This window comes from Lacipirellula limnantheis (assembly GCF_007746075.1).
Taxonomy (GTDB): domain Bacteria; phylum Planctomycetota; class Planctomycetia; order Pirellulales; family Lacipirellulaceae; genus Lacipirellula; species Lacipirellula limnantheis.
This window is the reverse complement of record NZ_CP036339.1, coordinates 4,543,397-4,565,796: the sequence shown is the minus strand read 5'-3', so window position 1 is coordinate 4,565,796 and position 22,400 is coordinate 4,543,397. Positions and strand designations below refer to the sequence as shown.

The following is a 22,400-nucleotide window of genomic DNA, read 5'->3' as shown; positions in this document are numbered from 1 at the left end:
AGGCAGAGAGAAGTCGCCATGAATCTCCCTAAGCGGTTCACAATAGCGACTTTGCTTCTAGCGATGCTCGTAACGTCACTTGTCTTTGGGTACGCACAATGGCGAAGGCAATGGCTGATCAAGGAAATTCACCGCCTCGAAACCGAAGGCGTCGAAATAAGCGGCCTGGGCGATAATTGGTTTTGGCCACGAGTTGACGGCGAGGCGTTTATCACGCTTGTGAGCGAGGGACGGACGTCATATTCTTATCACGGCATCCCCCTAACTCTGCAGCAAGCCAAGGAGCGATTCTACCGCCTCACGAGTCAATTGCGGGATATAGGGGTCACTGACATCTGGTATTGCGTTACTCGGGACGACGATCGCGGAGGAGGCTACGCGACATTCAACGACCTCGACTCGCTAGAATTGCAAACGCGGAGTATTTATTAAGGAAGCCAAGAAAAGCATCTTTGTCGCAAAAGCGCGCTCATCTTCGCACTCGCTAGCGTCGCTGCCCTGCGAATTGGACGCTTCACGCTCCGCTCAGCGCTCATCGCCACGACGGTCGTGGCTGGGCTGCTGGGGATGGCGGTGATTCTGTAGGAAGGTTCCGCGGCGGCGGTTAGAATGTGGGGCATGAGACGAGGGGACGTTTATTTCGCATTGAAGCGATTGGAACAAACGGCCTTAGTCGTTTTCGGGCTGTCGTGGCTTTGGCCCGGTCCGGGTCTGTGGACAATTATTGCCTTCTGCGTGTTGGTGGTCGTGGCCGTTTCCGACCAGATCATTGTGCGGAAATTGCTGTATCCGGACCGCCCCAAGCCTGATCCCGGCCGGGAGGCTGGGGGCTAGGAGTTAGCCGCCACGAGCAGCGAGCCATCATCTAGGTTTGGTCGATGATCTGGTCCCCCTTGTGCTCCAGAGCAAAGGCCTCGGCGATCTGTAAGGCTTCCGCCCTCGTCTCCGCGGCCGCGGTGGCGACGATGCGAATGCCGTTCTTCGCGGTAACCAGATACGCAGGCTGGATCCAGACGCTGCGGTTGTTGCGACCGATATGGCTGAGTTGGCGTTTGCTCTTGTTGTGGCTCATGCAAACGACTTTACCAGCGCCGCAAGAAACCTACGCTCGCCAATTGCACATCTTGCGGCCAAAGCGCCGCTGAAGCCCAAATCGGAGGCAGGAAACGGGAAGTTTGCAGTCGCCACGCGGGGTCGGTAGAGTGCAATTTATGGCGACATTGCTCGAAGGCCCATGCGCAAGGATGCCGTATTACACCGACATAGGCGTCGTTTACGATGCGTTTGGCGGGAGGCTGAACCAGTTCAGTTGGCTTGTGACAGGTGGCCAGCACACTTCGTATTTCGGTCCTGACGCAATCCATTCTGCCGACGGTGACGCCACGTGGCTGACCGGGACGCAATTCGACGCGTTCGCGAAAAGCGTCCATCGTCTGGTGGACTGGGGCGTGTTCTCGGGATTCCCGTCGGACGCTGTGCTAGATGTAGACAATCTACAAGTCTATCCATATGCGGACGGCAATCCGCAGTTCTGGGTCGCCAACCCGACGATTCAGCATCCGCAAGCCGAGATTGAGATTGTGTGCTTTGACACTGCCTTGGTGCTTCTTTTATGTCGCGACGAAGCCCTTGAATGGACATTTCGCGAGCACTTCCCAGAGGCCGTTGATCTCGTCGAGTACAATAGACGCCATCTGGAAAACTAGGTGCCGTCACGCCGCCCTCGCCGCCCGGAAGGTCGAAGGGATTACCGCAGCGAGCCGCCGGCACAACTCGCCCACTCCAGAGGCCACCGCAGCTTCAACCGCCTTTGCAGTGGCCGCCGGTAACTGGCTGAATTCTGTTGGCATCGGCTGACTGGGCGGCCCATCGAGCTTCTCAACAATCTGCAGCCAATCCACCTGAGCCGCCGGACGCGCCAGCGCGTACTTGCCCCGGGGCGCTTTCGTCCCGAACGACAACGCCCGCGATGCATAACTCGCGCAAGACATTGACGATGTAAGTAAAGCTGCCTTGCTGGGAATACAGTGCAGAGCTCCCGGGTGGGAACCTATTCACTCGTTAGCGGCCGTGCCAGCCGGACGGCGGCTGCAATGGCGCAGGCGTGCGATCGTTTTAGCTGCATGGAGTCCGCCAGAGTAGAGGCTCCACCTTAGCCCCAAATAGAGTGCGAGTTCAACGTTCTCGCCGCTGGACGGTCGCTTCCGGAAACAAACTCGCGTATTTCGCTAGTTCAGCGTCCGCGGCCTCCGGGTGCAAGTAGATCCACGCGACCTTCTCGTCGCCCATAAGCAAGCGAAGGGGATTCGCTAATTCACCTCCTCGTACATAGCGGTCGACTCGCGTGAGAGCTTGCCGGCGTGAAATGACGATGCCGCCTTGCCAGGTGACGACCGCAACGAGAGCCGTGGTGACCAGGGCGACTCGGAGATTGAAGCGTGGCAGGATGCTCGGCTCTCTGAGCTTCGCTCTCCAGCCGAGGGGGCGGCCCGATGACTGCATAAGACTACTTGGCGACGCGGAGGGTGAACCGGGGGCGGGGCATGGTAATCGATTGTATCACTCGCCAAAGTTAGCCAGCCGCGCCGGACGAGGCGGGCACGGCTCGTCCATCATCATGGCCAGGTACCGTCTTAGCAGCGTATTGCTAGGAAAGTTTTTTACGGCCTAGGCGGGTGGTCGCTGGTAACCGTTTTTGCAACTCCCGGCCGCCCTGCGTGACTCTGAAGTCTGCGGTACGCCGACGATGACATTCTGCCCAGCTCAACGTCGGGGCAGAGCTGTTCCCAATTCGCCCAGAGAAACCTCTTCAGCTCCGTCAGAAACGTTGGGCTCCAAACTGAGATCAAACTGAGGCGATGATCTCGCAGAAGGTAGAACAACGTCGCGTAACGGCACGAGGCAATATCTGGAGAACGAGCGACGATTGACGGCACAGCCAGCAGTCAGCAAATTCTCCGCCAGCATCCGCGGACGGGTTGGTCGGCCGCTTCCAAGCAGCGGCCTACGGCTCGCCCAACCGCCACGGTTGCTATGTGGTCGACGCGATGACCGGGAAGACTTGGCACGTCGCCCGCAGCAATCAGCGGCAACTCATGATCGAGGGATTGCTCACACCCAGCGCACCAGTGCCGCATTACCCGTCTGCTCCGACGCCGTCGCTGCCCCCGACGCCGCAATCGCCGTCGCCGAGTAATTACTCTAGTCCCAGCGGAGAGCGACTGCCGACCCGCCAATCGCGTCGCGGGGAGCGCCGGACATCATGTCCGGACTGCTAACGCGAGATAATTGTCACCAATGCGCTGAGCTGATTCGGTCGGGGGCACGCCTGAATGAAGACGGCGTCCGAGTAGGGGAGCGTCATCACGAACAATGCCGCCTTGGTCCGCTCGCTTTAGTGGCGAGCAACAAGATTCCGGCGGTGATGCGCGGGTGAACCTTCACGAGATTTCAGTGCGGGTGGTAGCCAAACCGTTGATCAATGGACGCCGATCAACTTGAACCCGTTGCAGGGAAGTAACCTAAGACGGTGCCGGGTTGGAAGTCCATCACCCCTCTGCCGGGAGGGGTGGCGACAAGTTGCCGGCAGGCGGCGGGGGTTATTTGCCAAATCCGAGGCGAGCAGCGTCAGCATCGAGTTCCTGCGTTAGTTGATCGTATTGCTGCGGATTGAACTCGCTTCGGTGCTCCAGGTAGAACGCTCGTTGCATCTCAATCGACTTGATCGATTGCCGGCGGGCGGCTTCGCGGCCCATGGATTGGAAGCCCGCTAAGACACAAACCGCGGTCAGCATGACGAGGAGCAACTTCAGCGTGAATCGCTGCCGAATCGCTGCGATCGCAATGCACCAAACTATCGCGAGGAGGGCGGCGAAGAATATCGTCACTGCCCCAATTGCGAGGAATGCGTCTGCCCAACTCATGCGCCCGATTCTAGTCCTTAACCCCTTGGAGAACCATTTAGTGAGCGAACTCTAAACTCGCGAGCTTTTTATTTACTCGCCGCTGCAACGCATTTCGACCAATGGGGGCGACGCCGCAGCGAAAACCTCAATCACTGCCGCAATTCGGCGGCGGCTCAATTAGTCCGGTAAGGACTGAGCGGGCGTTAAGGCGATAAAGACAAGCCCGCCGCGATTGCAATCAGAAAGCACGCACCGCCCCATAGCACACCGCACCATGGTCTGCCTTCGACGCTGCCGGCAAGAGTTGAACCCGTGGAGATGATGACGGCGCAATCCACAAGCCAATCCCACGCATCAGATCCAGCAAGCTCTCTGCGGAGAGTCGGATGGCGTGAGGGTCGCTGATTGCGGGCTCTAGTAGTCGATCGAGCGCTGCGGCAGTTCATTAGACCCAAACTGCGCGTCGTTGTGCACCAACGCCCAACCAGCGTCACGCGGAACTTGCAAACTTGCTCGTCGCCGGTATCAGCGCAGCGGAGAGAAAGAGCAACTTCCGACGCGCCGAGCGGCGTAGCGGGGAGTGCCGGACAGAATGTCCGGATTGCTAATGCGTGATAATTGTCACCACTGCGCGGAGCGGATTCGGTCGTCGAGCAACACGCTGGCTTCGCTGTTTGGTGCGTCGCAGATCGGACCGGCTGCGGCAACGCGCGCTGAGGTCTTTGCGCTTGGTTGAATCGTCGCCATGAGCAAGAGTGAGAGTGGGCGACGCTGTTTGCTCGCTCCAAGATGGACAGCGTGCTCACGCCAATAGCACCAGCCCTGGCGGCAGAGAATGCCACCGAAGGGGTCGCCGGCGACCAACTCACTTCGCGCAGCGGGCAAAGCTGAACGCGACGACGATCAATTTTCGGCGCTGTCGACTAAGCTGCAGCGACGTCTGAACCTTCAATAGAATTAGCCGCTAACACGGCGCTCAGTACATAGCGAGCAGCTTAATGCTCGGGGTTATGGGCAACCCCGGTAATCTTAAATCGAGTGATGAAATCTTTGGCCATCGGGCAGTCCTCCTTGAGTTCAGCCCATTAGACTAAATAGCGAGCTTATATTCAATTGTCCGTTAAAACCTCATAGTTTCAGTAAAAACCTATCCCCTAAAGGGGACCCACTAGCCGTGCCGGGGGGTCAGACCCCCGTCCCGGCAAAGGCGGCAGAAAGAAGATATGACCGCTGATGGCCCTAACAACGACGCTGACGCGTTGCAGGCCTGCGCGGCTGTCCGCAGCGAGCAGACCGCTGGGCGCAAATCCCAGTGCAAGTCAGAGCCGCTGCTGAGCCCATTTATATGAGTCAGCGCAATGTCTTGGCTGCGCGTATGAAGCCAGCAACAGACTTAAACATCTTGGCCCGCTGAATGGCTGCCAAGAACGTGGTGGCTGATCAACGAAGCCGATCACCAGGCAAAACGACAATGTTGAGGACGGCTGCGCTACAAGGCCGCACGACAGGCTGTGGCTAAGGCGTTTGTCGCTGCTGCTTATTACGCGCGATGGCCCCAGTGACGATGTTGATGAACGGACGACTGACCTGCCCCCGAGCCTTGGCGGCTGCCATTATAGCCCCAGTCGACCCCTGAGACTTCGCTGCGCTCGTTGTAAATGCCGCCGCCGCTGTCGCCTTCAATAAGCTTGTACGAACGCAGCACCGTGCGAAACGCTCACCCGAATCGAACAGGTCGCTGACAACGCCGAACGCACGCTGACATGCTTACCGTCGGCACTCCAACAGCCGCCGCCGAGCAGCGCGCCAGCCTTCATCTGTCATCTCGACGCTGGATCGATTGCGCGGCGATGGTGCAGTTGGAACGAGTGGTCAATCAGCACGCTAACTGCTAGCAAGCTGACGATTGTCCACTGCTGTTCGACGGCGTTAAACCACGCGCGAGTGCGTTCCGAAGGCTCGGTTTGAACAGTGCAGGCCGCTGCCTGCACCAAAAAAGGGCTTATCGAGTCAATCTCTCTGCGCGACTTTTTCGGATGAGGACCCGCCATCGTCGCTTCGTCTGGCATGCGAATCTTGAGCGTGCGCGCCGGCCCCGCGGGCGTACGCGGGCGATCCAGCGAGGGCCGTTTCTCCCGAGGATTTTCGATTCGCACGCGAGGTAGGGGGTCTAGAACCGACCCAGAACCCTTCGTAAACTCACCGTAAACCCCACCCAAAACCTCCGCCAAATCGCTGTTGAGGTCCACTTCTCCGATGCGAAAGTGCGCAACAGGTCTCTTCATGGCAAAAACAATAGCATAATAGCGTTTTGCGGGTGTTTTGCTGGCACAGGTACCTCAAATCCACTCCTTCAGCGCGTTTGTGATAAGCTGGGCTGCTTTGCTGTGACTCTGGGCTGACCGCGATTACGCAATGCGACCGATTCAGGCGCAACCTTGGTCAATCATTGCTGTGGACCACTCACGCCTCAAACGTCGAGCACCGTTAGCCGCCCAAGGGAGTGCGATCGAGAGGCGTTCCAGCCAGCTCGCATGAGTCGCCCCGTTTGCCGCCGTTTCGCCAAATTTGTCACTGGCTAGCGCCGCTCGACGCGCGTCGTTTGACCTCGTCCTTGCGTTTGTGCATGCCTGGCCGAGCGCTGCACTCGATCGCACGGCGGGGGCTTCCTTTGCCGCCAGACGTTCCAAGGCGCATGCTGCGCGGCCACCCGCGACGCCGCCGCCGCGAGGGACGCTGGGGGGCAGCTTCGAGCATGCTTCGCTCAGAAGGGGACGTCGTCCGGCCCCCACTCATCCGGCCCAGTCGTCATGGCCTGCGGCGCGACGTCGGCCAGCCGTAGGTCGATCCGCTCGGCCATCTGTTGGTAACGCCGGTAGGCGGACTCCCACTGCTGCACTTGCGCTTCAGCGCCCCCCAGCACGTCGAACCCGGCGGCCTCCGCGGCGGCGACGAGCCGCTGAGAGATCGAGCGGACGTCAACATGCGGAAACGTCGGTGCCAGGCGTTCCAGCTTGCCTTGGAGCACGGCGGGGACGTATTGCCAACTGTGAGGCCGCGCATGCAGTCGCACAAACGCCGCCAAGAGCTGTGCACGGTTGGCGGCTAACTCCGCCGGGTCGCACGCGTCGAAACTGCGGACGCGAAGCGAGACGCCACCCTCGTTCAGACCAACAGCGTAGCCCAACCAAGTCGCCTCGTGCCGCGACAGGTCGCTCACCGCCTGCGCTTCGCCCCGCTTGAGCGCGAAGCCTGCCGCCACCGCCAACCGACGGAGCTCGGCGTAGAGCTCGGGCGCGGCATCTTCGGGACGGGCCGCGATGAGCAGATCGTCGACGTAGCGCAAGAGCGGCACCTCGGGAAACCGCCGTTGCCAGGGGAGGTGGATGACGTGGTCGAGGTAGACGTTAAGCAGCAGCGGCGACAGGGCCGAACCTTGCAGGATCCCGCGGCGAGACGGCGCGTTGACCATCTGCAACGCCAGCTCGCAAACCTCCTCGTTGGGAAGCTGGCTCCTGAGGATCTGACCGAGTCGGGCCTGCGGGACGTTATCAAACGCGTTGGCAAGATCCTCAACGATCCAGGTAGTGCGATGCTCCTGGGCAAGTAACTGCGACGCTTTGGCGATGGCCAGCTGCGGGCCGCGGCCGAAGCGACAAAACGACAGGCGGTCGGCCTTCTCGTTGAGCAGCGGCTGCACGATCTGGACGACGCCGCGCGCGACCATCCGGTCAGTGAGCGTCTGCAAGTGGATCGTACGCGTCTGCGTACTGCCCGGACGCTTGGGGACCTGCTTCGGCAGGAGCTCTCCGCGGCGATACGTGCCGGCCAGCAGCTGCTGGCTCGTCTGGCGAATGAGTTCCCACTGTTCCTGACGGCTGAGGTCCCGCGCCCGCAGGCCGTCGACCCCTACGGACGGGCCGCCGGCTTGTTCGACGTGCTCCAGTGCCAGCCGCAGATTTCGTTCATCAGCGATGTACGTCATGAGTGCCGCGCTGAACTCCGGGTCCAGTCGCCCCAAGCGGCCGCGATTGGCGATCGCCGCCAGGCAATAACGCTCGAGGAAGTTGCGGGCCGACCCTGTATGGGCGGTGACCTTTCGGAATGAATAGTGGATGGACATGAGGCCTCTGAACGAAAAAAGGTTTGGGCGCAGACCCGACAAGCGAGGTCTGCGCCCAAATGATGGAAAACGCGTGGTGGGTAGGCGCAGCCACCCTTGCGGCCAGTGGGAGGTGAGACCGCCTAAGCGGCCTCTCCCCACGGTCCTGCCGAAGGGCTGCACGGCGGGCACGGCGGTTGTCATCGGCCCCCCGCCCCCTAAAGGGCGCAGGTCCGACATCACCCCGCGGGGCGTCGTCGCCGGGATATCTCCCGGGCGCAGCGTCTATAGTGTCGGCGTCCCTCCTTTCTTCTTTAATGGGTTCGAACCCGATCTAGTCCACGGCGGCGGTCGGCGCTCGGGTCGTTCGCGCCTCGGCGTCACGATGTCGGCGTGGCTTTCATCGATTTCGCCTTGCCTCGTGTTTTCCGATCGCCGGTCGCCGCGTGGTGCCGCCCTCGGGGCGAACAGTCGGCGGTCGGCGATCTCCGTCAGCTCGTTGTCCTCATCTCAAGATGATCATTTTAATTTAGCGGCCGACACGCCGACAACGCGGGTTGATGGCGGCCGCCGCTGGCATGGACGGTCCACCCCCGCGCCGCATAGTCGCGCGTCCTGCGGTGCACCTCCGCCGCGAGCTCCACGTCGCCGTCATCAGCCATGTCGACCACCAGTTGCATACGGCTCCCGGCGACGCCGCCGCTGCCGCACGCAGGGATCCAAACGTCTCCGCTGCCGGCCGCGTAGATCACGACGTCGGCGATGAGCCCGACCGCCGCGGCGACCGGCAGCGTCACGATGTGGGCCTCCGCCTCGATGCCCAGCGGGCCCGCCGCCGCGACGTCGGCGACCAGCCTCCAGGACGGCAGCCACGTTTGCAGCTGTCGGCCGTGCAGCGACGACTCGACGACGACAGCGACGCGCAGCGTTGGGCTCGCAGGGTCCGCCGGCTTGGCGACGTCGTCGAGCCGATCGATTCCGGCCGCCTGCAGGCAATGTTGCTCGCGCCGCTGTAAGGCCGCCGCCGTGGCAGCGAGCTGGCGGTTGCGGTCGAGATTCTTCCACAGGAGCTGAAGCTTTTTTTCGTACGGACAATGGCTGCGCGTCGCCGGATAGGCTGGCGCGGGCAACAGCGCCGCATGCACCGTGCTGGGCCATGGCGACCGCTTGGTCAAGTCCAACAGGCATGGCCCCCACATCGCCTCGCCCAACAGCCGGTCCCAAGGCCGCAGCGTCGTCACTGACGGTTCGACGATCGCAAACCGCATGCAGTTGCGGTACCGCGCGGTAAGGTCTTGCACCCGGCTGCTGCACGCCGCTTTCGTCCCCATCGCGACGACGACGTCGCAAAGGGGCGGCAGCGCAAAACTGCGCGTCGACAGGATGTGCAGTTCGTTGCGGCCGGCTTCGTCGTAGAGCATGCCGCAGCTGACAACGCGATCGGTCAGCGGCCGCATCGTCGCGGCCAACAGCTCTGCTTCGTCTGTGTTTGCCACAACGGCAACGATCTCACGGGCGGTGAACCGTCTGCAAATCACCGCCAGCAGCCGCGCCTGCTGCTCGAGGCTGGCGGCGATGACCAGCGCGCGGCCGCGGTTCTCGATCGTCGCGGCATACGTGGCTTGCAGTTCGTCCTCGTCAAACGTCCCTGCGGGTAACGGGGGCGACGACTCGTAATGCATCCAGCGGACTGGGGCGACGTCGACCTCGTAGCCCATCGCGTTCAGGGCGCACGCTGCCGCGTCTACCAGACCGCCCGGGAGGATGGCTCCGCCGCGACGAAACTCGACGAGGCCGGCGCGACTGGCTGACGAGAAGGTGAGTGGACCGGCGTCGTTGGTGATCGGCGGGCAACTCTTCAGCATGTCGCCCGCGGGTGCCTCGACACGCGCCCAATGGGGTCGCAGGAACCTGATCCGCGCACGGGGACGGTCGTATTGTGGTGATGGGATGGCCATGGGCGGCGACCTTGATTGAATAAATTTAAATGAGCCGAAGGGGAAGCAATCGGGCGGTGTTCTTAGTTGCTGTTCTCGGTCGGAGATTATTTGGCGGGCGCGGCGATCGTCAAAGCAGCCGCCTCTGCTCGAATTACAGCGTGTGGAACTGCATCGAAGCTGTCGTCGCAAGGGCAAGCTCTTCGACGCTTGCCGCAGCACAATCAGCATGACGTAGCGACATTTCTGCTCGTCGATGATGCCGCACGCGTGACAATTTTCACGTGGAAACAACCGGACATCATGTCCGGGACTACAGCCTTACGCGCCGCCGCCGCGCCGCAACATCTCCTGCATTCGCTCGATGATGTCGGCGAGCAGCTTGCGCTGCGGCGCATCCAAGCCGACATCGTTGCCTTCACTCGCCTTGATAAGCTCGGCGGTCGCCGCAATCGCCGCCCGCAGCGCATCGGCCATGTTCGCCGGCGACTTTTGACGAGTCGGCTTGGTCGACTTCGACGCGACGCGCGGAATAAACTTCGCGATCGCCGCGTAAGGGCACTCGCCGGCGTCGATGGCGGCGGCAATCACCTTTTGCTGCGCCGGCAGCAGTCCCGCTACGCTTTCGGCGGTGACCTGATTCAGCTTCCCCGCTTCGTAGGCATTCTGAACGGCAAGCGGAGTTTCCAGAATCCGGACGAGCCGCGACATCTTTCGACCGCTGCGGCCGAAAAACGCAGCCACAAGGTCTCGCCGCTCGCGCCCGGGTGGTACTGGATGATCTTTAGAGTTTTTCAAAAGCTCACGGTAGACGCGAGCCTGCTGGAGCTCGCTCAGTTGTCGTCTGAAAAGATTGTCCGCCAGCAGGTGCTCTGAGACTGCGTGTGGGCCTTTTTCGGCGAGGTCGTAGCGGACGCGGCAACGGGTGGTGCTTCGCCCGAGCTTTTTCATCGCCAGCCACCGGCGCTGCCCCGCGATGATGACCCCGTCAGGGGTGATCTCGATCGGATGTTGCAATCCCCGACCCTTCATGTCGCCGGCGAGTTGCGCGATTTCATGCTCCGTCGGCTCGGGGTAGATTTTGTGGCCGGGATGGAGGGTCAGCTCATCGACCTGCCGTTCTTCGATCGAGCTTTTGGGTTTCGGGCGGCGTTTACGGTTTACTGGCATGTTTTTTCATCCTTCTAAAATGGTTGCCGAGCTCTGCGTTTCCGACTCTCTGCAGCGAGCGTCGGTAGCGGCTCATGTGTAAGACGCTGCGGTGCGTCGGCTAGGCGTCGTACCGAGGGTAATCGAAAGCGTGCCGATGCAACGGAGCCGGCGTCGCGGCCGTTGTCCGCACCCACTGATTCCAGTCACGAAGGTCGTCTTTTGTGATGACCCAGTCGTTCTTTCCGGTCGACTTCGCGCCTGCACGACGACGCTGCACCGCCGCTAAGTTTTCAAAAAACAGAAACATCGCGGCTTCCGTCGTCTGCGTCGGCCGGATGCCGCGGACCAGTTCCAGGAAGACATGGTCGACTCCGAAAAACGCCCAGCGATACACCGTTGCCAGATGGGGGCGTTTGCCGCGGCGGCGGGCCGGGCAGTGGTCAGCGATTTCGCGAAGCGTAACTAGGCGATGCGGCGAGTTTCCCAACATGATGATCTTGCCTAACGGGTGACGCTGGTTTTGGTGTTTTGAGCGGTGTGTGCAGCAGAGTTCCCATACGCCACGGACATCCGGCATTTGCCTAGACGCCTTGCCGCGCGAGATATTCATCCGCAGAGTCATGCGCGACGCTCTTGGCAGGCCCGACATTGGCCACTGGGGCGTTGGTCGTCGAGATCTTTGACTGCGTCGCGGCAACAAATCGCTCGAATGCCTCCATTGACGTATAACGACGCCCCCCGACGTTCATCGACTCGAGACGTATTCGACGAATGCCGCGAGTGCACCAGCGCCACACCGTAGATACCGCCACGTCCTGTTGGCTCGCCAATTGCGAAAAACTGATTCGCTGTTCTGCAAGAAGTTGTTCCATTTAAGAGTCTCCGCGCTTGTTTTGAACCTCACGCTACTGATTCAAACTTCTTGTCATGCGATCGCCTAGTTCAAGCGGGGCCCGCTTGTGGTACCTTTCTTTCGAAAAATTTCCCGCAGCGCAGCGAAGCTTGTTAATTTCACGGGCCCCCCGTCAGCGACTTAGCCCTATTACGTCGCGCTCGACTGCCGCCGCGGCGTCGTCTAAACGGTCCGCAATGCGACGGCTGATAACGACGGCGTGCTGTCGATGCGTACGGGCCTTCTCGCTAATCGCGTTGCTCGTTGATTCTCAGAGGAGCGCCGAGGCTGGCGAGCGTTGGCGAAGTCAGCAGTCCCCGTGAACTGGCGAGCGCTAGCCGGCGCGACGAGGGAATGCCGCGCCGCGACCGGAGCCGCGTAACGTTCGCCCCGTCGCATTCGCTGTTTTTGCTCCGCCGGAATGCCAAAGTCTTTGCGGACGCGGCGGCGGTCGCCATAATGGCCGCTACGCTGATCCGGCCGCGGAGACGCGGACTTCCGTCAACTGGCCACGATCGCCAGGTGGCAAAATCACGTCGATTCCGTGCGCATCGTCCACGCCAACGCGTGCAACGGCAGCGTCACGCAACTTCGGTTCCGGGCTTTATCGAACAACAACCGAACTGCGGCGATGAGAACCGGAACCTTCACATCTCGGCAGCTGCTATCAGGAGCGTCGTCACATGTCACGCCAGTCCGTCCGCCAGTCGAACGACGATGCGGCGTCGAGTAACTCCCGTGTCCTCAGAGAGCGACGCCGGCCACCGAAACCTGCTGAAACGGGCATCTACCGCCGGAAATCTCATCAGCGTCAACCTGATGAGCCGTGCATCCGCTTAGATCATTACCTCAACATCGATGACAACGACGATCCCGCAATCGTCGACGGCGGCGCATCGGCCTACGGCAGCGTGACCTCGCTTTCACTCCCCCAGACGTTGTTCGAGAATCGTCCGGGGCCGGTCGAGAGACTGTTCCAACTTCTTGAGCACCAGTTTGTGGAAATTGCCTGCGACTGCCAGGAACGTCTGAAAGCGGATGCGCGGAAATCGAAAAACCAACGGATGAAGCCCGCCGAACGCGCGACTCTCAAGGAAGCTGCGCAGGAAGGCTGGGAAGCTCGCCAGTGGCTCGTTCGGTGCGGCGAGCTGGCGCAAGAAGGCAACGTCGTGGGCGAAAAGCAAATGGTTCTGCTCGCCGCCGTGCTCTACGTGGGCCGCCTGGCTGAGCGACTGGACGTGCGCAGGGCGGAGCCTCTCGCTGCCGCCGGGCGGGCAAGCAGACGCGGGGCCCGCGCAGCGGCATCTAAAACTAATGCCAACGGCCGCAAAAAAAACGAAGAGAGAAATGCAGCTTGGCAGCAACAGATTAATGAACTCGTCATGAAAAAGGGATTGAGTTACTCCCAAGCCAAAAAACGGGTCGCGACGGAAGCAGGAGTGTCCGACGAGACCGTCGATCGAGGTACCACGAACCCGCGGCCGCGAAATGGCGGTCGACACGCGAAAAAGTCCGCACCGTGACGCGGCACGTTGCTGGATCACGAGCGTCAACAGCGCCGGCGGACGCTGCGGCCGGCATCTCGCCGCGTCGGGCTGCTAGCCAATCGCCTGCGCCACTTGCACGCCCTTCGCCAAGTCGCGCTCGGCGTAGATCTGCGAAACGACTGCTGAGCTGTGGCCCAGGGCGACCTGCGCCGCCTCCAATCCAAACTGCTTCCTGACCGTCGTGGCAAATGTATGACGCAGACGGTTCGGTGCCCAGCGATGCGCTGATTGCCATGCCCTCAGTGCGGCTGAGTCTTCAGAGGTCAGCTGCTTTCGAGGGATGGCCGACAACCGCGGGTGCGGAAACGCGCGGTCGCAGGCCCGCGCGATCGCCCGCCGGTAGGCGTCGACTTCGTAGACGTCGCCTGGCTGCTTCTTGGGACGCCGCACGCGATTGCTGCCGGGCTTGTTGCCGCAGCTCAGCGGCGTCACCCGCGCGGCGTGTTTGGCGGCCAAGACTTTTGCCATGGAATCGCACGGACGAAAACAGTTCGTCCGGTCGTCGCGCGCGAGATACTTCAGGAGGACCGCCTGCGCTTCAGTTCCCAAAAAGACGACGCGCTCCCGGCCATGATGCTCCGTCTTGTGGCTGGCGGGACGGTAGAGCCACACCTCGCCCGATCGATCGACGTCGCCAGGACGAACGATGCACACCTCGGCAGGCCGCATTCCCGTGAGTCGCTGCAGCCGCACCATGTCGGCGACGACTTCGGGCATGAACGGCAACGTCGCCTCGACGATCGCGTCGTCGACTGGCAGGATGGGAGGATTCTCCGGGGCCGTCGTCCGGCCGCGAAGCAAGCCCTGGACGGACGCGAGGCCTTGGTACGTCGCCGGCGGGACCAGCTGCTCGCTGACGCCCCACTTAAAGATCCGCTTGATGCGGGCGACGTGGTCGTTGACGTAGCTCCGGCTCAAGCCGTCGTCGACCATCTGCTGGCGGAGGGCCTTGAGGGCGAGGGGACCGAAGTCCGCGGCCGGCGTCCGCCCGTACCAAGCGCGCAGATACTTCATGGCCGCCTTGATTGCCGGCACGGTGCCGGTGCACTTGCCGTCTTTGAGGTAATAGCCAGTGGCGAATTGCAGGTAGCGAGCGCAGAGCATCACCACCGTGGTTTGCTCGACAGGAGGGGCGTGGCTACGGCGACCTTGCGTCAACCACTCGGCGATCAGCCGGTCATAGAACGCTTTGCTCGCACTGGTGCCGTGCGGGCCGAGATAATGGTCCCGGCCGTGGATCGTGACGACGGCTTGGCCGCTGGCTCGATGCTTACGATACTTGGGAAAAGCGGCGACGAGGCGGGGCATCTGGCGGGTCTCCCGTGGGACGGGCGCAAAACGGTACATACCGTTTTGCACCTGAGGGAAACGCCGCACTGCCGACCGCCGGCAGGTATCATAAGTCGTTGATTCGGCGATACTTAAGCTCAGTGGAGCCAAGGGGGATCGAACCCCTAACCTCTGCCTTGCAAAAGCAGCGCTCTCCCAATTGAGCTATGGCCCCGCGCGGACGCACTCTTTCGCGGCCGCCGCCGCGTGCGAGATTCACGATTCTACGTCAGCCTCGCGGCTTTGCAAACCCGCACCCCCGTGCCTCCAGAACGGCCCGCAATTCGCAGCATTTCTGCGCGTCGCTGGCGAGATCGAACGCCGCCGCAGCGCGAATTGCGTCGCGCGCCAGCCACACTCACAATGACGCACGACGCTTTCACGCTCACTGGGTCCGAGGCTATCAATGCAATGGGAATCTGACGAGTCGACTGAGACGCCTGTTTGCAATCTGAACGCAGCGCTTGAGCGCCTCGACGGCGACGCCGATTTGCTCGTCATGCTGATCGCGGTTTATCGGGAAGATAGCGCCGGGTTGTTAACGCGGCTCAGCGATGCCGTTCGCGATCGCGACGCGGCTGCCGCAGAGCGGGCCGCACATAGTTTGAAAGGTCTGGCCGCAAACTTCGACGGGTTCCCGGCCGTGGAGGCGGCGCTCGTTATCGAGACGGCGGCGCGGCAGGGCAATTGGCCTGCAATAACCGCCGGCCACCTGAAGTTGGAGCAAGAAGTTTCGCGATTGCGGCAGGCGCTTGCTGAGTACCAGCCGCCGCAGTAGCCAATTCAGCGACGCGGGCCGGTTTGTTTGCAGCGAACTCGCGCGGCGGCTGTCGTTCGATAGCGTGGAGCGTCAAGTTCGTTACTCGCTGAGATTGTTGCTGAACATGTGACTGTTCTCGGCGAGCGCATTCTTCAGCACGCTGTTCCCGCCATTCACCGAAAGCGTCTGCCCCGTGACGAACCGCGATTCTTCGCTCGCGAGATAGACGACCGTCGGCGCCACGTCCTCCGGCGTGCCCAGTCGTCCCGCGGGAACTCCCGCGCGATAACCGTTGAGCTGCTCCTTCGAATAGTGCGCGTGTCGCTCGACGGGAATCCATCCTGGCGCCACCATGTTCACGGTGATGCCCGAACCCGCCAACTCGCGTGCGGTGCTCAGCGCCAGGCCCGTCTGTCCCCCCTTGGCCGCGACGTACGCACTGAAAGGCGCCGCTGCCAGCGCGAGCACTTCGCTGGTAATGTGCACGATTCGTCCCCACCGTTGCTCCTTCATGTGCGGCAGGCACGATCTCATCAGCAGAACAGGACTCTTCACGAAGAAGTCGAGCATCGTTTGGAAGAATTCCCACTCGTACTCCTCAAACGGCAATTCCGGCTGAGCGCACGTGGCGTTGACGACCAGAATGTCAATCGGCCCCAACGTCTCCGCCACCTCGCGGCACATCCGCTCAACGCTCATCGGATCGGTGACGTCTCCGCGCACGATGCACGACTCTTGCGATACCGACTGCAAGTCGGCGAAGGCCGCCATCGCGGTGCTGTGATCGTTGGCGTAGTTCATCGCCGTGCGAGCGCCAGCTTGGGCCAAGGCCAAGGCGATTTGCTTGCCCAGCCCGCGCGTGCTGCCAGTCACGAGGGCGACCCGGCCGTCGAGTCGAAATGCTCTGCCGTTATTAGACATGATGAATATCTTTCAGTGCTGACGAATGACTGTCTGCTGTTAGATTAGTTGGCGCCGCCCGGAAATGGTTCCCGGAAGTCAAGAAATAATTTCCCTCACCGGCTCGGTAGGCTCGACCCCGACCAGTTTCTGATCGAGCCCGCGGAAGAAGTAGCTGAGCGCATTGGGATCGAGGCCCAGCTGATGCAGCACGGTGGCGTGCAGGCGGCGGACGTGCATCGGCTGGTCCACGGCCTGGCTGCCGATTTCGTCGGTCGCGCCGACCGAGACCCCGCCCTTCACGCCGCCGCCGGCCATCCACATCGTGAAGCCCATCGAATTGTGGTCCCGGCCCGTGCCGACGGCGTACTCGGCGGTTGGCTGCCGGCCGAACTCCCCGCCCCACACCACGAGCGTTTCGTCCAAGAGCCCGCGCTGCTTCAGATCCTTCAGCAGCGCCGCAATCGGCCGGTCGGTCGCCCCGGCGTGGTGCGTGTGGTTGGCCACCAGATCGCCATGGGCGTCCCAGTTGTCGTCGTTGTGCGACCCGCCCGAATAGACCTGGATGAAGCGGACCCCTCGCTCCACTAACCGCCGCGCCAACAGACACCGCGTCCCGAACGGCCGCGTCGCTTCCTGGTCGAGCCCGTAGAGCCGCTGCGTCGCGGCGCTCTCCTGCGCCAGATCGACCGCCTCGGGCGCCGCCGATTGCATCTTGTAGGCCAACTCGTAGCTGGCGATCCGCGCGGCCAGGTCGTTCTGATCGAGCCGCGGCTGCCGGTGCCGTTCGTTCAGCGCGGCCAGCGTATCGAGCAGATCGCGCTGCAAGGGTTCGGTCGTCCCCGCAGGCAACTTCAAGTCGTTGATCGGCGAGCCCTCGGGCCGAAACACGGTCCCCGCATAAGTCGCCGGCATGTAGCCGCTCGACCAGTTCTTCGCCCCGCTGATCGGCCCGCCGGTGTGGTCGAGCATCACCACGTACCCCGGCATGTTCTCGTTGACCGACCCCAGGCCGTAGTTCACCCACGACCCCAGCGACGTGCTGCCGCTGTGCAGCTTGCCCGAGGTCATCATCAGCATGGCCGAGCCGTGGATCGGCGACTCGGCGGTCATCGAATGCATGAACGCAATGTCGTCGACGCACGTCGCCAGGTGCGGAAACAGGTCGCTCACCCACTTGCCGCATTGGCCGTACTGCTGGAACTTCCACCGCGGCTCGACGATCCGCCCTTCGTTCTTGCGGCCGCCGCGGCCATGAGTCTTCACGGCGATCGTCCGGCCGTCCATGCCGATCATCGCCGGCTTGTAGTCGAAGGTGTCGATGTGGCTGGGGCCGCCGTACATGAACAGGAAGATGACGCTCTTGGCCTTGGCGGCCGCGGCCGCCGCCTGCGGCGCGAGCGGGTTGGCCGGGGTCGAGGGCGACCCGGCTCGCGCCAGCGCCCCTTCGGCCGACAGCAGCGACGCCAGCGCCGCGGCGCCGAACCCGCACCCGCTCTCCCACAAAAACTCCCGCCGCGTCCGTCCGCAGAAGTTATGGATGTGATTGGTCATCTTCAGCTCGTTCTAATTCTTCGCTTCGTCTTCTTCTTAGCGCCTTCGCGCCTTTGCGTGAGACCATCTTGACTGCGGTCTCACGCAAAGGCGCAAAGGCGCGAAGGAATACGGGGAGTGATTTAATCGAGGTACAGGAATTCGTTTTGGTTCAGTGCGACCAGGCACCAGTAGCGCAAGGCTTCTTGGGGCTCACGGCCGTGTTCTTCGGCAAGTTGTTGCATCAGGCCGAGGCCGTCGGCGATTTCGGCCTCGGTCGCCGGCCGGCCCAGGGTGATTTCAATCGCCCGCGCCACCTGCTCCCGCGGCTGGTCTCCCGCCTCGGCCCGCACGCGCTCGGCCAAGTGCCGGGCCTGCTCGTTGGCGAACTCGCCGTTCAATAGCGACAGCGCCTGCCCCGGCTGCGTCGTGTTGAACCGCGCCTCGCAGCTGGCGTCGACGTCGGGGAAGTCAAACGCCGTCAAGAGCGGCGTCAAGAGCGAACGCTTCACGAAGACGTAAACGCTCCGCCGCGATTGTTCCTCAGCCGTCGACTGGCCCCAGCCGTTGCCCGGCATCGACTGGGTCGCCAACACCTCCTCGGACATCTGGGGGTAAAAGCTCGGGCCGTACAGCGCCCGGTTCAGCCGCCCGCTCGCCGCGAGCGTCGCGTCGCGCAGCTCCTCGGCCCCCAGCCGCCGCATGTCAAAGCGCCACAAGTGGTCGTTCAGCGGATCGACCGCCAGCGCCCCCTCGTCGGCCTGGCTCGACATCTGGTAGGCGCTGCTGGTCATGATCAGCCGGTGGAGCGGCTTGAGCTTCCAATCATGCTCGGTGAGCCAGACGGCCAGCCAATCGAGCAGCTCGGGATGGGTCGGCGCGTCCCCCAGCTCCCCAAAATTGTTCGCCGAGCGGACGATCCCCCGCCCAAAATGATGCTGCCAGATCCGATTGGCGATCACCCGCGACGTGAGCAGATTGTCCTTCGAGGCGATCCAGTCGGCCAGCACCTTGCGCCGGCCCGCGCTCCGCGCCCCGGCCGGCGCGGCGGCAATCGTCGGCGTCGCCGCGCCAAACAGCTGCGGGAAGCGGGGTTCGACCACGTCGCCCGGCACATGGGGATTGCCGCGGACGTTCAGGTGCGTCGGCGCCGGCTGCGCGTCGCACTTGGCCAGCGCCAAGGCCGACTCCGGCTCGCCCAACTCCTGGAGCTCGCGCCGCGCCGCCTCCAGACGCCCGAGCGTCTGTTGATACTGGGCCCGCTCCGATTCGTTGAGATAGTCCTGAAGCTTCTCGCTCAGCAGCGCCTCGCGCTCGTGCGTCTCGCTCCGCCGCTGGTCGGGGGCTTCCATACGCTTGACCCCCACCTCTTCCATCGACGTCTTCTCGCGCTCCACCAGCTCGACCTGCTCCCGCAGCGCGCGCCGCCGGGCCGCCTCCTCCGGGGAACTCAGGTCCCACTGGTTGTTGCCCGTCTGATCTCCCCGATCGCCGTAGGCCGTCACGTCCGCCAGGAACGCCGCCAGGCCGTAATAGTCCCGCTGCGGGATCGGGTCGATCTTGTGATCGTGGCACCGCGCGCAGCCGACCGTCAGTCCCAAGAACGCCTGGCTCGTCGTGGCGATCAGATCGTCTAGCTCGTCCGAGCGCGACTGCACCGCGTCGGCCGGCTCGTCGTCCCAGATTCCCAGCCGGTAGTAGCCCGTGGCGATGATCGAATCGCGCGTCACTTGATCCAACTCGTCGCCGGCCAGCTGTTCCCGCACGAACTGGTCGTACGGCTTGTCGTCGTTGAAGCTCCGGATCACGTAGTCGCGATACTTCCAGGCGTTGGGCTTCGCGCCGTCCCGCTCAAAGCTGTTGGTCTCGGCGAAGCGGACCAGGTCGAGCCAGTGCCGCCCCCACCGCTCGCCGTAGTGAGGCGACGCGAGGAGCTTGTCGATCAGCCGCTCCCAGGCGTCCGGCGACTCGTCGCTGAGGAACTCCGCCAGCTCCTCTTCCGTCGGCGGCAGGCCGGTGAGATCGAAGTAGGCCCGCCGGCAAAGCGTCCGCTTGTCGGCGCGGGGCGCGGGCTGCAGGCGGTTCGCCTCCAGCTGCGCCAGCACGAACGCATCGATCGGCGTCCGCACCCACGACTGCAAGTCCCCCGCAATCGCCGGCGGCTCCTGCTTCACCGGCGCCACGAACGCCCAGTGCTTCTGGTACGCCGCCCCCTCGTCGATCCACCGCCGCAGCACGTCGACTTCGCGCCCCGAAAGCCCCTTCCCCTCCGGCGGCATCCGCAGCGATTCATCCTCCGCCGTCACCCGCGCCAGCAACTCGCTCCCCGCCGAGTCCCCCGGCACGATCGCCAGCAACCCCGACTCCAGCGCCGCCACCGCCGCCTCACGACCATCCAGCCGCAATCCCCCCTCCTGAGTCTGCGGACCATGGCACGAAAAACAACGACGAGCCAAAATCGGCTTCACCTCGCGAGAGAAGTCCACCGGCTTCGCGTGGGACGCTAGCGGCGCGTATAAGCATATGGCCAAAGCAGCGCACAGCGTCGCCCTGCGACGCAGCATCAGCTCACCATGGCCCTGCGCTCTACTCATGTCATCACGCCATTGCGTTTTTTCATTTCGACGGCGACGTTGCCGTTGCCGGCGACATTGCCGCCGGCCCCGTTGCCATTGCTGCCGCTCGAGCTGGAACCGTTGCTGCGGTATTGGCCCGGCGTTCGCCCCGTCTCGCGTTTGAAGACCACGCTCATATACTCCGGGTGCTCAAAACCCGCGAGTCCTGCAATCTTCTCCAGCGAGAGATTCGTCGTCCGCAGCAATTCTTTGCAGCGCTTAATCTGCACCATCCTAATTTCCGCCTGGGGCGACCGATTGAGCAATTTGCGAAAGTTTCGCTCTAACCAGCTGCGCGAGACCGAGAGATGGGCCAACAAATCAGTGACCGTCGCCCCGTCACAGGCCCGTTCACGAATGAAACGGAGCGCCGAAGCCAGGGTCGGGTCGGAAACGGCGAACACGTCGGAAGATTGCCGGACGGCAATCCCTAGGGGCGGGATCTCGATGTCGATCGCCGCCGGGGTCTCGCCTTGCATCATGCGATCAAGCCATCCAGCCGCTTCAAAGCCAATTCTCTCTGGATTCGGGATAATGCTCGACAGCGCCGGATTGCACAGGTTGCACACCAATTCGTCATTGTCGACTCCGAGCACGGCCACTTGTTCCGGCACCGCCAGATCGAGCCGCGCGCAAGCGTCCAGCACATGCTGGCCGCGCATGTCGTTGGTGGCAAACACTCCCACGGGGCGCGGCAGCGAGTTGATCCACTCCACCAGCCGCTGTTGATCACGTTTCCAGACGTTGACGCCCGCCCGCGGAGACTCGAACACGCTGGTATGAAAGCCAGCATGTCCGATTTCGGCGATGAAGCCATCGCGCCGACGCTGCGACCAATGCTCCCCCTCAAAGCCGCAGCAGGCAAAGTGCTCAAACCCGCGCTCCAGCAGGTGCTCGGCCGCCAGTCGACCGATCGTCACTTGGGCCGAACCGATGCGGAGCAGACCAAGATGAGGGTGAATATCCCCCAGATCGATCGCGGCCAGATGGCGTCGCTTCAAGAGTTTGATTGATTCAGGGTTCGCCTGGCGGGTAATGATGCCGTCGCCGTTCCACCGTTTCAGAAAGCCGGTCAAATCGCTGCCGAGCTCGTGCTGCTCGATATAGATCGACCAGGGGCGATTCGCGCGCAGATAGCGCGATACCCCTTCCAGCAGCCGCCGCCCGTAAACGAGCGACGTTTCAATATCAAGGGCGACGCGTAGGCGTTCGGACATAGGCCCCATCCCGCGGAATGTCGCCAGCCCGCCAGCAAAGAGCGGCGCAACCAGAAACAATCTTCTCAATTAGGTGCGACAAGAATCGGGGAAAATGGGCGAAAAGAGTGCCGCCGCCCATTCTCAAGGGATCACCGTCGTTTGTGCCACTGGCGGTCAAATGCTGGCGAACCCCTCTCAATTCTAGTTGCTCTGGGCCGAATGACCAAGAGAACGGAGACCGAAACATATCTCAATTTGACTGAGCAATATATCTCAGCGAACGAGACGCTCCATCTCATTGTGGCGTTTCTCATCCAGAAGCAGAATGGATTGAACGTCGAACAAGTAGAGGCCGAGGAACCGCGCCCGCGCGGACCGGCAAGGAAGTCTCTTTTCATGGATGCGGCTCCGGCCGCGATGATTCGACGGCGGCGGCAACTTATTCAGGCAGTTCTGTAATCTTTCTCGCACGCAGCAATCAGCCGAGACGGCGACCCGATGGTCGCTTGTCCGCCAGCTGGCTCGTTGG

General features: G+C 62.5%; 19 protein-coding genes and 1 tRNA gene. 5 read left to right on the top strand and 15 right to left on the bottom strand.

Annotated elements, in window-relative coordinates; genetic code table 11:
* Positions 1 to 18 precede the first annotated feature (18 nt).
* A complete protein-coding gene (locus I41_RS17655; protein ID WP_145434222.1) occupies positions 19 to 432 on the top strand; it encodes a hypothetical protein in 414 nt (137 codons plus the stop codon).
* Positions 433 to 865: 433 nt separating this feature from the next.
* Here the strand turns inward: I41_RS17655 and I41_RS17650 are convergent, their stop codons facing one another.
* Entirely contained in the window at positions 866 to 1,072 is a 207-nt protein-coding gene (locus I41_RS17650; RefSeq protein WP_145434221.1) for a hypothetical protein, read from the bottom strand.
* A gap of 139 nt (positions 1,073 to 1,211) precedes the next feature.
* Between I41_RS17650 and I41_RS17645 the strand changes: the two genes are divergently transcribed.
* A complete protein-coding gene (locus I41_RS17645; protein WP_145434220.1) occupies positions 1,212 to 1,706 on the top strand; it encodes a hypothetical protein in 495 nt (164 codons plus the stop codon).
* Between the two features lie 469 nt (positions 1,707 to 2,175).
* Here I41_RS17645 and I41_RS17640 read toward each other — a convergent pair whose 3' ends face one another.
* The 8 genes from I41_RS17640 to I41_RS17605 all read right to left on the bottom strand — a co-directional run bounded on the left by I41_RS17640 (position 2,176) and on the right by I41_RS17605 (position 11,968).
* A complete protein-coding gene (locus I41_RS17640; protein ID WP_145434219.1) occupies positions 2,176 to 2,502 on the bottom strand; it encodes a hypothetical protein in 327 nt (108 codons plus the stop codon).
* 158 nt (positions 2,503 to 2,660) lie between these two features.
* Positions 2,661 to 2,936, bottom strand: a complete 276-nt coding sequence (locus tag I41_RS28655; RefSeq protein WP_210420985.1) for a GH3 family domain-containing protein — start codon at positions 2,934 to 2,936, stop codon at positions 2,661 to 2,663.
* Positions 2,937 to 3,599: 663 nt separating this feature from the next.
* Positions 3,600 to 3,923 (bottom strand): hypothetical protein, encoded by a 324-nt coding sequence (locus I41_RS17630; RefSeq protein ID WP_145434218.1) that lies wholly within the window; start codon positions 3,921 to 3,923, stop codon positions 3,600 to 3,602.
* A 2,746-nt stretch (positions 3,924 to 6,669) separates the two neighbouring features.
* Positions 6,670 to 8,028 (bottom strand): reverse transcriptase domain-containing protein, encoded by a 1,359-nt coding sequence (locus tag I41_RS17625; protein WP_168206980.1) that lies wholly within the window; start codon positions 8,026 to 8,028, stop codon positions 6,670 to 6,672.
* Between the two features lie 503 nt (positions 8,029 to 8,531).
* Positions 8,532 to 9,872 (bottom strand): hypothetical protein, encoded by a 1,341-nt coding sequence (locus I41_RS17620; protein WP_145434216.1) that lies wholly within the window; start codon positions 9,870 to 9,872, stop codon positions 8,532 to 8,534.
* A 393-nt stretch (positions 9,873 to 10,265) separates the two neighbouring features.
* Positions 10,266 to 11,114 (bottom strand): ParB/RepB/Spo0J family partition protein, encoded by an 849-nt coding sequence (locus I41_RS17615; RefSeq protein ID WP_145434215.1) that lies wholly within the window; start codon positions 11,112 to 11,114, stop codon positions 10,266 to 10,268.
* Positions 11,115 to 11,214: 100 nt separating this feature from the next.
* Positions 11,215 to 11,586: a hypothetical protein gene (locus I41_RS17610; RefSeq protein WP_145434214.1), complete on the bottom strand. Its 372-nt coding sequence runs from the start codon at positions 11,584 to 11,586 to the stop codon at positions 11,215 to 11,217.
* A gap of 91 nt (positions 11,587 to 11,677) precedes the next feature.
* Positions 11,678 to 11,968 (bottom strand): DUF1580 domain-containing protein, encoded by a 291-nt coding sequence (locus I41_RS17605; protein WP_145434213.1) that lies wholly within the window; start codon positions 11,966 to 11,968, stop codon positions 11,678 to 11,680.
* Between the two features lie 703 nt (positions 11,969 to 12,671).
* Between I41_RS17605 and I41_RS17600 the strand changes: the two genes are divergently transcribed.
* Positions 12,672 to 13,511, top strand: coding sequence for a hypothetical protein (locus I41_RS17600; protein ID WP_145434212.1), 840 nt, complete (start codon positions 12,672 to 12,674; stop codon positions 13,509 to 13,511).
* Positions 13,512 to 13,586: 75 nt separating this feature from the next.
* On the opposite strand, the gene I41_RS17595 is transcribed toward I41_RS17600, so the two are convergent.
* Together I41_RS17595 and I41_RS17590 are read right to left on the bottom strand one after the other, a co-directional pair.
* Entirely contained in the window at positions 13,587 to 14,843 is a 1,257-nt protein-coding gene (locus I41_RS17595; RefSeq protein WP_145434211.1) for a tyrosine-type recombinase/integrase, read from the bottom strand.
* Positions 14,844 to 14,966: 123 nt separating this feature from the next.
* Positions 14,967 to 15,039 (bottom strand) — tRNA-Ala (locus I41_RS17590).
* 231 nt (positions 15,040 to 15,270) lie between these two features.
* On the opposite strand from I41_RS17590, the gene I41_RS17585 reads away from it, so the two are divergent.
* On the top strand, positions 15,271 to 15,642 hold the full coding sequence (locus tag I41_RS17585; RefSeq protein WP_145434210.1) for an Hpt domain-containing protein: 372 nt from the start codon (positions 15,271 to 15,273) through the stop codon (positions 15,640 to 15,642).
* 81 nt (positions 15,643 to 15,723) lie between these two features.
* Here I41_RS17585 and I41_RS17580 read toward each other — a convergent pair whose 3' ends face one another.
* The 4 genes from I41_RS17580 to I41_RS17565 all read right to left on the bottom strand — a co-directional run bounded on the left by I41_RS17580 (position 15,724) and on the right by I41_RS17565 (position 21,889).
* Positions 15,724 to 16,545 (bottom strand): SDR family NAD(P)-dependent oxidoreductase, encoded by an 822-nt coding sequence (locus I41_RS17580; RefSeq protein ID WP_145434209.1) that lies wholly within the window; start codon positions 16,543 to 16,545, stop codon positions 15,724 to 15,726.
* A 78-nt stretch (positions 16,546 to 16,623) separates the two neighbouring features.
* Complete coding sequence (locus I41_RS17575; protein WP_145434208.1) at positions 16,624 to 18,078, bottom strand: DUF1501 domain-containing protein; 1,455 nt, start codon at positions 18,076 to 18,078, stop codon at positions 16,624 to 16,626.
* 122 nt (positions 18,079 to 18,200) lie between these two features.
* Positions 18,201 to 20,543 carry a DUF1549 domain-containing protein gene (locus I41_RS17570; RefSeq protein ID WP_246133695.1) on the bottom strand — a complete coding sequence of 781 codons (2,343 nt, stop codon included), beginning with the start codon at positions 20,541 to 20,543 and terminating at the stop codon, positions 18,201 to 18,203.
* Between the two features lie 104 nt (positions 20,544 to 20,647).
* Positions 20,648 to 21,889, bottom strand: a complete 1,242-nt coding sequence (locus I41_RS17565; RefSeq protein WP_145434207.1) for a XylR family transcriptional regulator — start codon at positions 21,887 to 21,889, stop codon at positions 20,648 to 20,650.
* Between the two features lie 201 nt (positions 21,890 to 22,090).
* Here I41_RS17565 and I41_RS17560 point away from each other — a divergent pair, with 201 nt between their 5' ends.
* The gene (locus I41_RS17560; RefSeq protein WP_145434206.1) at positions 22,091 to 22,330 is read left to right on the top strand and encodes a hypothetical protein; all 240 of its coding nucleotides are present in this window, start codon (positions 22,091 to 22,093) and stop codon (positions 22,328 to 22,330) included.
* Positions 22,331 to 22,400 lie beyond the last annotated feature (70 nt).